We start from the raw sequence: 12,787 nt of genomic DNA on the forward strand, positions 1-12,787 counted from the left end.
TTGTTTATTCGTTGGAATAAAATAAGAAAGGGGTGTTTTGATGGGCTTGGATATAGGGAAAATCAGCTTTCGCCGATTGCGGCGGGAACATTTGCCGCAGCTTTATGACTGGATTACAAAAGAACCGCCTACCACCCGATTTTGGGGTTATTTGAATGGAGGCACGTATGGGCAATTTGTGCAGGAGTTCACAGACAGCATCAAGGGCAAGGACCCAACAAAACCCTACATCATCTATTATGAAGAAACGCCAATCGGATATATTCAGACCTACCATTGGAGCGATTACCCAGGCTGCGAAAAATACGAGGAACTGCATAAAGCCGCCGGACTGGATGTGCTGATTGGTGCCAAAAACTATCGAAATAAAGGCTTGGGATCCAAAGTGCTTCACAAATTTCTGAAAGAAATCATCTTTAAGGATTCAAAAATCCAATCTTGTGTTACCGATCCGGATGTCCGGAATACCGTGGCCATCCGTGCCTATGAAAAAACAGGATTCCGTAAGACGCGGCAAGTCGACGAAGTACTGGATGAGCCGAGGCCGGTCATGCTGATGCGTGTCGGGCGTCAAGAAGTGAAATAAATGAAACCGTTTGCCGGGAGAATTTTTCCGGCAAACGGTTTGTGTAGGATAAAAGCTATTCTAGTGAATATTTTTTTCGCTTTCAAAGATGGCAAAATCGATGGCGTCCATTGGCTTGTCAACCATTTTTCCATGGCCGACCGCCAACAGCTGTGGATTCAGCTCGCGGATTTTCCGAGCGCTTTCGAGGGCAATCCGCTTGTTCCAGGTGGCAATCGCCGGAAATGGAAACAAGGCTTTGAATGTCCCGGATACGGCAATGCCGCCGTGTGTCTGAAAAGCGTCTCCAGCAAGGAGGGAGTGATTGCGCGTGTCCAATAACGAAATCGAACCGGGGGTGTGGCCGGGTGTGTGGAACACTTGCAGCGAGCCGACCCGGTCGCCTTCTTCCAACAACCGATCCGGCTGCGTCTTGATGTTTTTGGGAACCCCGCCTTTGATCGGTGTATCAGGCTCGCCGGGCAGCAAGCTGGTGTCGCCGGCCAAAAGACGCGCATCACGCGATGATATGCTGACGACAGCATCCGGCCATTCGCGTTTGATGGCGTCGAGTGCACCGATATGATCGAGATGCGCATGGGTGATGATGATCTGGGTAAGCGGTTTTTTCATGACTTTGATCGACAATAAAATCTGTTTCGCATTGGTGCTCAGCGCAGCATCCACTAAAGTCAATCCGGTCTCTTCATCAATCACATAGCAATTAACCGGGAAAAATCGGGGCATGAACGTCAATTGGTAAACAGGTCCTTTTTTCGTCATCCGCACAGCCAATCAGCTCCTTCAAGATAATGTATATTAGTACCCGTTTACCCGCTTTGGAAAGTTTAGAATCGGGGTATAGGCGATATTTATGCTGTTGGAATGGGTTTTATTCGCCAGGGACAGTATTTCTCCAGTTTCGACAGTATTTCAATGGGGTTAGACAGTATTCCAGAAGTTTGGACTGTATTCTAATGCATATGGACTGTATATCCAATGGACTGGAAAAACCCGCGATGATTTACGAAGAATTCATGGCAATCAAAGACTTTTTCCATGCTCCTCCTTATAATAAAAGAAAGGGGGCGTTGTCATGAAATATTTCGCGGTATTATTGCCGATGAAAGACGCTGACAAGAGCCGGGAGTTTCGGCCGCAGCATCTGGCGTTTCTGGAAAAAATGCGCAACAGTGGACGGGTCGCAGCGAACGGCAAGTTTGCGGATGGCTCGGGCGGATTGGTCATTTATAAAGCTGAATCGTTCGAAGCTTGTGAAGCGCTGGTAAAGACGGATCCGTATGTTGTCGAAGGTGCACGAAAACACGAAATTTTTGAATGGGAAGCGGTTTGGGCGGATAATGTTACATAATGCTTCTGGAAATTAGTTGAGGAGGAAACTCGGTGCATGAGTTAAACGGCGTTTTGCCGGTTTTACGCAATATGAAAGAATTTGAACGCTTGCTGAACAGTGACCACGAATACATCATCTTTTTGGAAATCCGCTTGGCACAGCTGAAACAATTGGTGCAGGCAGCGAAAAAAGCCAACAAGAAAGTTATCCTGCATGTGGATTTGATTCAGGGACTGAAGACGGATGCCTACGGATTCGAGTATCTCATCCGGGAAGTCAAACCCGACGGCATCGTTTCAACGCGCAGCAATGTCATTGCGCTGGCGAAGAAAAATAACTTGCTGACGATCCAGCGTCTCTTTCTGCTGGACAGCCAGGCGCTCGAGCATAACATCAAGCTGATCAACCAGGTAAAGCCGGATTACATCGAAATTTTGCCAGGGATCATTCCGTCAGTCATCAAGGAAGTTTTCGATAAAACCGGTATTCCGGTAATTGCGGGCGGGTTGATCCGCACAAAAGAAGATATCCAGTTGGCCTACGACGGTGGGGCAAAAGCGATTTCAACATCGCAGCCGGAACTTTGGGAATTATAAAACGTTGACAGCGTTTTCACAAACTGGTAACTTAGTATTTACAAGTTAAGAACTGTGTTGGAGAAATGGAGACCCACACTGAAATGAGCACTTCTCAAAGAGGAGTGACTCGGTTCAGCGTGGGTCTTTTTGCGTTTTTCCAAAAGCTGTTCAAAGACGAAATACAAAGGGGTTCTTTACAATGACGGAATTTTTGGCAGAAGTGATCGGCACGATGATTTTGATCATCTTTGGCGCAGGTGTAGTAGCAGGCGTGGTATTGAAGGATTCCAAAGCGGAAAATAACGGGTGGGTGCTCATTACAATTGCCTGGGGATTGGCCGTCACAATGGGTGTTTATGCAGTCGGCAGTTTTTCAGGAGCGCATTTAAATCCTGCGGTGACGCTTGGGTTTGCTGCAGTCGGCGATTTTCCTTGGGCTAAAGTGCCAGTTTACATCGCAGCACAGATTCTTGGTGCCATCATCGGCGCAGCAATTGTCTTCTTCAATTACCTGCCCCATTGGGAACGGACCAAGGATGCAGAAACAAAACTTGCTGTATTCGCAACAATTCCTGCAATCCGCCGGCCTTTTTCCAATTTGGTCAGTGAAATCATCGGAACTGCTGTATTGGTGATGGGACTGCTGTTTATCGGCGCCAATGAATTTACAGAAGGCTTGAATCCATTGATAGTCGGGGCATTGATTATGGCAATCGGAATGTCGCTTGGTGGCACAACCGGTTACGCCATCAATCCCGCACGTGACCTCGGACCGCGGATCGCACACGCCTTGCTGCCGATTCCCGGAAAAGGCAGTTCAGACTGGTCGTACGCCTGGGTGCCGATTGTCGGACCGATCTTCGGCGGTGTTTACGGCGCCTTATTCTACAAAGCAATGTTCACCGGTGCATACGGTTTGCCGTTTTGGAGCATGAGTGTTGCCTTGTTTCTGGTTTTATTCGGTGCGGCAAGTGTAGAATTGAGAAAAGAGCGGACAACCGCTGATAAATTAGAAGAAGAAATCGTTTCATAACCCATTATTGGAGGAGATCGCTTTGAGTAAAGATTATATTTTATCCATAGACCAGGGCACGACCAGTTCACGTGCCGTATTACTGAATCATAAAGGTGAAATCGTCGAAACGGCCCAGCAGGAATTTGAGCAGTTTTTTCCGAAACCGGGCTGGGTAGAGCATGATGCCAATGAAATCTGGACTTCTGTTTTAGCTTGCATCGCAGAAGTGCTGCGCAAATCGGACGTCGATCCGAGCCAAATTGCCGGCATCGGCATCACCAACCAACGTGAAACGACCGTTGTTTGGGACCGCAACACAGGCAAGCCAATCTACAAAGCGATTGTCTGGCAGTCACGCCAAACAGACGGCATCTGCAACGACTTGAAAGAACAAGGCTTGAACGAATTGTTCCGCAAGAAAACAGGCTTGTTGATCGATGCTTATTTTTCCGGAACAAAAGTAAAGTGGATCCTGGACAATGTCGAAGGCGCACGTGAAGGAGCGGACAACGGCGATTTGATGTTCGGCACAATCGATTCATGGCTGGTCTATAAACTATCAGGCGGCGCAGTCCATGTGACCGATTACAGCAACGCATCCCGCACCTTGATGTACAATATCTACGATTTGGAATGGGATCAGGAGCTGTTGGACATCCTGACAGTGCCGAAGAGCATGTTGCCTGAAGTGCGGCAGTCATCCGAAGTCTATGCCAACACCATCAACTATCATTTCTTCGGCCACGAAGTACCGATTGCCGGCATGGCCGGTGACCAGCAGGCAGCACTCTTCGGCCAGGCCTGCTTTGAAAAAGGCATGGCGAAAAATACTTACGGCACAGGCTGCTTTATGCTGATGAATACAGGAGAAAAAGGCGTCGTATCTGAGCATGGATTATTGACGACGCTTGCTTGGGGCGTTGACGGCAAAGTCGAATACGCGCTGGAAGGCAGCATCTTCGTCGCCGGTTCAGCGATCCAATGGCTGCGAGACGGCCTGCAGATCATAGAAAATGCACCGGAAAGTGAAGAATATGCAATGCAAGTCGAATCAACAGAAGGCGTCTACATGGTGCCAGCTTTTGTTGGCCTTGGAACGCCATACTGGGATACTGATGCACGCGGCGCCGTTTTCGGCCTGACACGCGGCACAACAAAAGCCCATTTCATCCGTGCAACGCTTGAGGCGCTCGCATACCAGACAAAAGACGTCGTTGATGTTATGATAGAAGATGCAGGGATCGAATTGAAAACCTTGCGCGTTGATGGCGGAGCGGTCGGCAATGATTGGCTGATGCAGTTCCAAAGCGACATTCTGGATGTTCCCGTGGAACGTCCGATGATCCAGGAAACGACAGCATTAGGCGCAGCTTACTTAGCCGGCCTCGCAGTCGGATTCTGGAAAGACAAAGAAGAGATCGCCAAGCAATGGCAGATCGACAAAACCTTTACACGCGACATGCCGGCTGAAAAAAGCGAAAAGCTTTACGAAGGCTGGAAAAACGCGGTAACCGCAACACGTTCATTCAAACCACTGAAATAACCTACAAGTTAATAACGAGAGATATCCGGCCGGAGACTATGAGAGACCAAGCCAGTTTTGCAGAATAAATTCTGCAGCTGTGCCTTGTTCTCTCTTTTTATATGGGGAAATGGCTATACAGGTTAGATTAAGAAGATATTTTTACACATCGCTTCGGCCGCTCTAGGCATGGCTCACACCAGAAGCCGGGAAGAGCGTCCGTCTCCTTGCTCCGCCTAGCCCGTAGACGCGCCGGAGCTAAGAATTAACTTAATATTTTTTAAGATACATTTTCTCTATCTGTATGGAGAAAAAAGAGTAAATAATTTTAAAAGAAGCGTTTCCGAAGTAATTAGCAATAGCTGATTAGTTAAGCAGTAAATAGAAGTTTGAAAATGAGAATCAGCCTGAAATTTAAAAGAAAGAGCGGAAGGCGGCGACTCCCGCGGGAAAGCGGAGTGATGAGACCCCACAGGGCGTAAGCCCGAGGAGGCTCAGTGCTTCGCCCGCAGGAAAGCGTCTGCCTGGAGCGATTTCTTCAACCCAAACAAAAAAGGAGCAGATAAAATCATGAAATTTTCAAGCTTAAATAGAAAAGAACGTTATGAACAGATGAAACAGACACAACTGGATGTCCTGGTTATTGGCGGCGGCATTACAGGAGCCGGCATCGCGCTGGATGCAAGTGTGCGCGGCATGAATGTAGCCGTTGTGGAAATGCAGGATTTCGCGGCAGGCACAAGCAGCCGCTCCACTAAATTGGTTCACGGCGGTTTGCGTTACCTGAAGCAATTCGAAGTGAAAATGGTGGCCGAAGTCGGCAAGGAACGTGAAATCGTCTATGAAAACGGACCGCATGTGACAACTCCAGAATGGATGCTGCTGCCGTTTTATAAAGGCGGCACATTTGGCCCCTTAAGCACCAACGTCGGCTTGCGCGTCTATGACTTTTTGGCGGGCGTCAAAAAAGGCGAACGCCGCAAAATGCTGAGCAAGGAAGAAACCTTGCGCCGTGAGCCTTTATTGAAGAAAAAAGACATCAAAGGCGGCGGCTATTATGTGGAGTACAAAACCGACGATGCGCGGCTGACAATGGAAGTCATGAAAAAAGCTGTTGAAAAAGGCGCTATTGCAATGAACTATACGAAAGTGAAAAGCTTCATCTATGACAATGGCAAAACAGTCGGTGTTCAATTGGAAGACCAGATCGACGGCACCATCCATGAATTGTTCGCGAAAAAAATCGTCAATGCGGCAGGGCCATGGGTCGATACATTGCGCGACAAAGACCACTCGAAATTCGGCAAAACCCTTCAGCTGACAAAAGGGATTCACCTGGTTTTTGATGGCCGCCGTTTCCCGTTGAAACAGGCAATCTATTTCGATATGCCGGATGGCCGCATGGCGTTTGCGATTCCGCGCCAAGGCAAAGTCTATGTGGGGACGACAGATACGGTCTATAAACAGGACATTGCGCATCCAACCATGACGCTGGAGGACCGCAATTATGTCCTGAAAGCGATCGACTTCATGTTCCCGGAAGTGAAAATTACTGAAGCGGATATCGAATCCAGCTGGGCTGGCTTGCGTCCGTTGATTCACGAAGAAGGCAAAGATCCGTCCGAGATTTCACGGAAAGATGAAATCTTCGTATCGGATTCCGGGTTGATTTCGATTGCAGGCGGCAAATTGACCGGCTACCGTAAAATGGGCGAAAGCATCATCAACTTGGTGGCAGAACAATTGAAGAAAGAAGAAGGCATCAACTATCCGAAAAGCTCGACCAAACGCCTGCCGATTTCCGGAGGCGAAGTGGGCGGCTCGAAAGGCTTTGAAACCTTTATGGCTGACCGCATCCATCAAGCCGCAAGCATGGGGCTGACCGAGGACGCCATGCAGATGCTGGTCAACCGTTACGGCGCGAATGTTGATAAAGTTCTGCACTTCTACACGACCGGGCTGGAAGAAGCGGCACGTGCCGGACTCGATCCGCTGGTCTACGCGATGCTGCGTTACTCAATGGAATACGAAGCGGCCTATAAGCCGATCGACTTCTTTATTCGCCGTACCGGCGCGTTGTTCTTTGATATCCACTGGGTGCATGCGCATAAAGAAGCAGTTAACGCTTATATGGGCAGCACACTTGGATGGACCGGACAACAGGCTGCGGATTACCGCGCTGAATTGGATGGCTTGCTGTACGAAGCCGTTCATCCTGTGGAAATTTCTTCTCAAAGTTTAAACTGAAATAAAGATCCTGTTTGCCATCATTAAGTAGATGGCAGATGGGATTTTTTTCATATGGGCTTGGAAAATAAAACTTATAGGTTTATAATTAATAAAAATATCTTATTTCACATAATATTCAGACTATAAAACGGGATGGAGAATGGCTATGAAAAAAATCATCTGTCTTTTTACAGTTTTGCTGTTGATGTTCACGACCTCCATGGTTAATGGCAATAAAGCCTTTGCAGAAACAGATCCGCAGCGGGTGATTGTGAAGTTTAAGGAAGAGGCACAAGCGGGATTCACGGCGGCGGAAGTTGCGGCAACTGATGAAAACGGAAATGCGGAGATGGCGGCATTGGAAGTGCCAGAAGGCGAATCCATGGATGCTTATATGGCAGAGTTGAAAAAACGGGACGATATCGAATTTGTCGAGCCGGATTACCAGATTGAACTTGCCGCCTCCAAATCGAAAGATCCAGAATTGGTTGCTCGGCAATACCATCATAAACAGATTCAGACGAGTACCGCCTGGAAACAGACTCGGGGTTCGAAGAAAGTCGTCGTAGCGGTAATTGATGATGGGATGGATGTGACGCATCCGGAATTAAAAAACCAGTTTATTGCCCCATACGATGCTCTAAGCAAAAAAAAGGGAACCATTAGTCCTGGCAAACATGGTACACATGTTGCGGGCTTGATTGCCGCTTCAGCGGACAACGGTATTTGGGGGGCAGGAGTAGCGCCGGCGACAAAGATTATGCCAATCGATGTCATTGACAATGGGGGATACGGCTACACCTCTGATTTGATTCATGGCATTGAATATGCCATTGCGGCGGATGTCGACATCATCAATATGAGTCTGGGGTCGTATTTCTATAGTGAAGCTTTAAATCAGGTGATCCAAAAAGCGCATAAACGGGGCATAGTCATTGTGGCTGCCGCCGGAAATGGCGGAACGCGCAACGCTCATTATCCATCTTCTTTGAACAATGTCATAGCGGTAGGGGCGGTAACCAGCAAAGACGTCAGTGCCCTGTTTTCCAATAAAGGGCCGGCCGTTGATCTTACAGCTCCAGGAGTGGATGTCTATTCCACATTGCCATACAATCAGTTTGGCCCATTGAGCGGGACATCCATGGCAGCACCGATCGTCTCGGGAGTAGCGGCATTGATCAAAGCCCAAAAGCCGTCCCTGAGCAACAAGGAAATCGAAAAACGGCTGTATTCTTCTTCGGATGATTTAGGGAAAGCAGGCAGGGACGATGTTTACGGCCACGGCCGCGTCAATGCCAAAAAAGCCTTGAAATAATTCACAGTAGGAACAAGTGAAAAGCTGCGGGAACTTTCTTCGTGGGGTCTATCTGCAGTTCTGGATGTTCGTTATCTCTTCAGGCTGCTTAGAGGCATGGAGAGGCCTTATGGAACGCTGAAAAAGCCGGATCAGGATAGTTCCTGATCCGGCTTTTTTGTATTAGTGGACTTTTTCCGCGACGGGGGCATTGCGGTCCTTGAAAATAAATTTCTTGCTGAAGATGTAATTGGCAACCAGCACAATGACATTGGCCAAAATTTTGGAGACGGTGCCGTTCATGCTCAGCAATCCGACCAACACCATCATGGTGCCCAAATCCATGAAAAAAGACAGGACGCGAAATCCGAAAAAAGAACTCATTTCTGCAAAACGGTCGCGCCAATTGGTGGTGACACTTTTAAAGACATAGCGTTTATTGACAAGATAAGCGAAAACGACGGCGAACAGCCAGGCGATGGTTGTTGAAATGCGGTAATCCAGATTGAACTGCTCTTCGCAGATCCAGTAGACGACGATATTGACGACAGTTGTCCACCCACCCATGATCAGGTACATGAGAATGCTGCGCCAGTCTTTTGATAACAATTTCTTCATGGAATTCCCCATTCTTTCTTATAAGTAGTTTGATAATCAGCAAAAGTTCATTGCTGCATAGTGGAGCTTTTTTTATTTGATAAGCCGCGCTCATGGATATACAGGAAAACGGCGGTTAGAAAACTCAGCAGGGAAATGAATAAACCGGCTGCGAATCCTTCCGGTCTATATTTTAGCGCAACAGCGTGATTACCGGAAGGGGCAAGTATGCCGGTATAGGCTGAGTGGACCGGGAAAGTGTCGGCTGGCTGCCCGTCAATGCTCGCTTTCCAGCCCTTTGAATAAGGAATCGATAAAAATAAAACAGCGTCTTCTTCAGCGGCATAACGGCCGGTTATGTAATTATTGCCAAAGTCGATATCCTGCAGGCTGTTTTCCTGATATCCGCTGACGATTTCTTCGTATATTTTGTATTCCACAGCATTCACTTGAATATCCTTCAATAAGAACTCTCCAGGCTGGATGGTCAATTGAATGGTGTCGGTACCGGAATCCATGCCGAAGCGGAACAGCACTTGGTTTTTCGCTTCCAAGTAATTGTATTGGTCAATCACGTAGCGGTTGGAGCGCATGTTCTTTTGGAGGACATAGCTGGCTCCGCGATTATTGCTGGCTTGTACGGTCAGCCCATTATTCTCTGTATCGGGAAGGATATCGGCATAGACAGTCAACTCTGAAAGGAGGTGAGGCTGGACTGGAATGGTCACCTCAATTGGCGTTTCAGAAGCTGCCCAAATGCCATCGGAGCGGAATTCTATACGGGTATTATCATCAAAAACGGCATCCCTTAAAGAGCCGATCGTTTTAGCGGCGATTGATGTGTCCGGTGTCAGGCCTGATGCTTCAAACTGGTTTTCCGGCAGTACTGCATTTCTCAGGATCTGCTCATCAAGCAACGGATCTGAAGGCTCGCCAAGCGCAGATAGCGGCATGGCCGATTCGTATAAAAACCCGATTGGCAGGAAGAATTGATTTTCTTCGATAATTGTCTGTCCCTCTTCATAGACTGTCTCATAGCCGTATGTATTGTATGGGCCAGCAAAAGAGACAGTGTATTTATTGTTCAGCAGAGTGGTTAAAAAGGTATTGGAAGCGAAGCCATTGATGACGTTCAGCCGCCGGTTGCCGGCAGTCGCTAAAAAATCCATTTCAAATTTCTGAAGGTTCCAATCCAATAGGGATTGATAGGCGATGTAAGATCGGTAGCCAAAGCTCATGGAAGCATTACTCCCAAGAATACCCGGATAATTGACGTTGACCCGGTACAGGTCCGTATCTCCCTGGAGTGTTGCAAGCCCCTCTTTTATTTCTTCGTTATCAAAATAGGTCTTGTAATGTTCCGCATTCATCAACGGCAGCACTCCCCAGACACCTTTATGCGTCTCAGCGGAATCTTCGCCAGTCGATTTCGCAATCAAATCGGTCACCAAGCTATGTGGCAGCAGGAAACTATAGGCGATTACAGCCATCGCAGCGAGCCCCAGCAAGAAAATTTTAATCTGTTGCTTAATGAAGAACTGCCCAGCGACAAACAGTAGGGCAAATGCTGGAGGCAGCAAGTTGATCCAATCCGCGTAATGGGTGAATGGATTTGCAGCCAGCCAGAAATAGAAAAGAACTGATAGAAAGATCAGCAAAACACTGTTTTTTGCCTGTTTAAAGTTGAGGTCATTCAAAACACGGGCCCCCAGAAGTATAAAGAACAGATTAAAGATGAAAAAGGCTCTGAATTCGAAGGGGGCACTGAACCCGGCGATCAGTGAATGAATGTTTTGCACCATCAATGCAGCAACCAGCAAAACAGCTGCAATTCCATAAATCCAAAACTGTTTTTTAAAGCCATTGATTAAGAGGAGAGGAAGCACCATAAGGGGTAGGAAATTGATGCCGCCTTGCCATAACAATTTTCGGATCACCTCATCGGGGCCCAGGAATAAATCAATGATCGGCTGTCCGGTCCGGTGAAGCGCATTGGATTGCCACAGGCTGAAAACTGAAGGCAGAAAAATAATCATGGCAGTGCCGAGAGCCAATAAGTACAGAACCGATAGGCGGAGATGGAAAAATAGGAACGCTTTAGCATTTTTTTCAGTATGCCCCGCAATGAAATACCGGAATATGCTATAGAAAAACAGGCCAAGGGTAATCATAAACAGGAAATAAAAATTGCTGATGCTTGCCAGGACGAGGACTGCGAACAACAGAGCCGGCTTTTTTTGTGATAAGAAACGCTCATATCCTAATAGGATGAATGGAAAATACACGGTCGCGTTCATAAAGAAGTAATGGGTATAGAAATGATCGAAATTGAACAAGGCAAATCCGTTTGTGATGCCTGCCACTAGAGCGATGTTCTTATTGATGCCAAGCTTTTTCAATAGCAGGTAAGTGCCCAAGCAGATCAAGAAAATCTTGAAGAGCGTCACGGGGATGAATGCTGCTGGAAACCAGGCTTTTGGCAGGAGCAGCAATGGCCAGATAAAGATGTCGCCAAGCATATAGTAGCCGAAATCATTCCAAAAACTGCCGCCAGGACCATAGCTCCAAGACCAGAACGGCATTTCTCCGCTTCTGACAAGATCATGGAACAAATTGAAGAAGTGGACATATTGGTTGAATGTATCGCCAGCCAAGGAAATGAAGAAAAAGCCGTTGGCCGGAATCCTGTAAAAAATCAAACTTCCCATGAAGACAACCACAAAGGCTAACAGGATCAAATAGTAATCGAATTTTTTTGTCACGAAAACGACACCTCATTTAGATGTTTAGTAGAAAATGGATGATCACTGGATTAGCTATAAATATACAGGAAACTCGCTCATTTATCTGCACTTGCCGGGAGAAAGAGCGGTATTATATTCTGGAGGTTAAAGGACATGGATCCATTGGGATTGTTCCAAAGAAATAATTCCGGTATTTTAGCACATACTTACATATTCTCCTGCGATAATGGGTAAAGAAGTATATTGAACGGCAACTGTATGGTTGCCAGGCTGAAACTGGAGGATGAGCAGATGAGAAAGATGAACCGGGGAATGATTACCTCATTAAGTGCAATTGGAGTGGCGCAAGCTTTGAAGATTGTCACCCATAAAACAGTGACAGGGGAATGGGATTGGAGGCAGGCCTTTACGACAGGCGGCATGCCAAGCTCCCACTCGGCAGGCGTGTCAGCACTGGCATCCTATGTAGCTGCCAATAAAGGCGCACGTCATACAGAGACAGCATTGGCTATCGTATTCGGCGTCATCGTCATGTACGATGCACAGGGCATACGCCGTCATACAGGTGAAATCGCACGGCTGGTCAACGATTTAGAAGACAGCTTCGTGAAATTCTCCGGAGAATTCCCGAGTTTTGAATTTGTTCAACGTGAAAAAGAATTAAAGGAATTACTTGGACATCAGCCTGTTGAAGTGGTTGCAGGTGCAGCTTTCGGCACCATCATGGGATTGGTTTCGGCGGCGATTGAAAACCGCGTGCGTGAAATTGAAGAAAAAGAAGGACGCTCAAGAGCACAATTGCCATACGACGGCCGCAGCCGTCGATTAACACGATCCCATTAAAAATACAGCCATTCCTTTGGGATGGCTGTATTTTTTTGTCCAGATT

The 12,787-nt window shown here is 47.3% G+C and carries 11 protein-coding genes; 8 read left to right on the top strand and 3 right to left on the bottom strand.

Features of this window, described 5'->3' with window-relative positions; translation table 11 throughout:
• The first annotated feature begins 40 nt into the window (after positions 1–40).
• On the top strand, positions 41–586 hold the full coding sequence (locus AC1MEO_RS18360; RefSeq protein WP_480333193.1) for a GNAT family N-acetyltransferase: 546 nt from the start codon (positions 41–43) through the stop codon (positions 584–586).
• A 60-nt stretch (positions 587–646) separates the two neighbouring features.
• On the opposite strand, the gene AC1MEO_RS18365 is transcribed toward AC1MEO_RS18360, so the two are convergent.
• Positions 647–1,354 (bottom strand): MBL fold metallo-hydrolase, encoded by a 708-nt coding sequence (locus tag AC1MEO_RS18365; RefSeq protein ID WP_480333195.1) that lies wholly within the window; start codon positions 1,352–1,354, stop codon positions 647–649.
• Positions 1,355–1,661: 307 nt separating this feature from the next.
• Between AC1MEO_RS18365 and AC1MEO_RS18370 the strand changes: the two genes are divergently transcribed.
• The 6 genes from AC1MEO_RS18370 (at position 1,662) to AC1MEO_RS18395 (ending at position 8,578) form a co-directional block, all read left to right on the top strand.
• Positions 1,662–1,937: a YciI family protein gene (locus AC1MEO_RS18370; protein WP_480333197.1), complete on the top strand. Its 276-nt coding sequence runs from the start codon at positions 1,662–1,664 to the stop codon at positions 1,935–1,937.
• Between the two features lie 32 nt (positions 1,938–1,969).
• Complete coding sequence (locus tag AC1MEO_RS18375; protein ID WP_480333199.1) at positions 1,970–2,515, top strand: glycerol-3-phosphate responsive antiterminator; 546 nt, start codon at positions 1,970–1,972, stop codon at positions 2,513–2,515.
• A 181-nt stretch (positions 2,516–2,696) separates the two neighbouring features.
• Positions 2,697–3,530, top strand: coding sequence for an MIP/aquaporin family protein (locus AC1MEO_RS18380; protein ID WP_480333201.1), 834 nt, complete (start codon positions 2,697–2,699; stop codon positions 3,528–3,530).
• A gap of 22 nt (positions 3,531–3,552) precedes the next feature.
• Positions 3,553–5,055 (top strand): glycerol kinase GlpK, encoded by a 1,503-nt coding sequence (glpK, locus tag AC1MEO_RS18385; protein ID WP_480333204.1) that lies wholly within the window; start codon positions 3,553–3,555, stop codon positions 5,053–5,055.
• A gap of 549 nt (positions 5,056–5,604) precedes the next feature.
• A complete protein-coding gene (locus tag AC1MEO_RS18390) occupies positions 5,605–7,281 on the top strand; it encodes a glycerol-3-phosphate dehydrogenase/oxidase (RefSeq protein WP_480333206.1) in 1,677 nt (558 codons plus the stop codon).
• Between the two features lie 148 nt (positions 7,282–7,429).
• The gene (locus tag AC1MEO_RS18395; RefSeq protein ID WP_480333208.1) at positions 7,430–8,578 is read left to right on the top strand and encodes a S8 family peptidase; all 1,149 of its coding nucleotides are present in this window, start codon (positions 7,430–7,432) and stop codon (positions 8,576–8,578) included.
• A 162-nt stretch (positions 8,579–8,740) separates the two neighbouring features.
• Here AC1MEO_RS18395 and AC1MEO_RS18400 read toward each other — a convergent pair whose 3' ends face one another.
• Complete coding sequence (locus tag AC1MEO_RS18400) at positions 8,741–9,175, bottom strand: GtrA family protein (RefSeq protein ID WP_480333210.1); 435 nt, start codon at positions 9,173–9,175, stop codon at positions 8,741–8,743.
• A 47-nt stretch (positions 9,176–9,222) separates the two neighbouring features.
• A complete protein-coding gene (locus AC1MEO_RS18405; protein ID WP_480333212.1) occupies positions 9,223–11,916 on the bottom strand; it encodes a YfhO family protein in 2,694 nt (897 codons plus the stop codon).
• A gap of 273 nt (positions 11,917–12,189) precedes the next feature.
• Between AC1MEO_RS18405 and AC1MEO_RS18410 the strand changes: the two genes are divergently transcribed.
• Positions 12,190–12,741 carry a divergent PAP2 family protein gene (locus AC1MEO_RS18410; RefSeq protein WP_480333214.1) on the top strand — a complete coding sequence of 184 codons (552 nt, stop codon included), beginning with the start codon at positions 12,190–12,192 and terminating at the stop codon, positions 12,739–12,741.
• The last annotated feature ends 46 nt before the right edge of the window (positions 12,742–12,787 follow it).

The organism is Planococcus sp. BI3, assembly GCF_056680115.1.

Bases quoted from the DNA above. Each gene is read 5' to 3' on its own strand.
- AC1MEO_RS18410 (WP_480333214.1), top strand. From the start codon at position 12,190: ATGAGAAAGATGAACCGGGGAATGATTACCTCATTAAGTGCAATTGGA.
- AC1MEO_RS18360 (WP_480333193.1), top strand. From the start codon at position 41: ATGGGCTTGGATATAGGGAAAATCAGCTTTCGCCGATTGCGGCGGGAA.
- AC1MEO_RS18400 (WP_480333210.1), bottom strand. From the start codon at position 9,175: ATGAAGAAATTGTTATCAAAAGACTGGCGCAGCATTCTCATGTACCTG.
- AC1MEO_RS18370 (WP_480333197.1), top strand. From the start codon at position 1,662: ATGAAATATTTCGCGGTATTATTGCCGATGAAAGACGCTGACAAGAGC.
- AC1MEO_RS18380 (WP_480333201.1), top strand. From the start codon at position 2,697: ATGACGGAATTTTTGGCAGAAGTGATCGGCACGATGATTTTGATCATC.
- AC1MEO_RS18395 (WP_480333208.1), top strand. From the start codon at position 7,430: ATGAAAAAAATCATCTGTCTTTTTACAGTTTTGCTGTTGATGTTCACG.
- AC1MEO_RS18390 (WP_480333206.1), top strand. From the start codon at position 5,605: ATGAAATTTTCAAGCTTAAATAGAAAAGAACGTTATGAACAGATGAAA.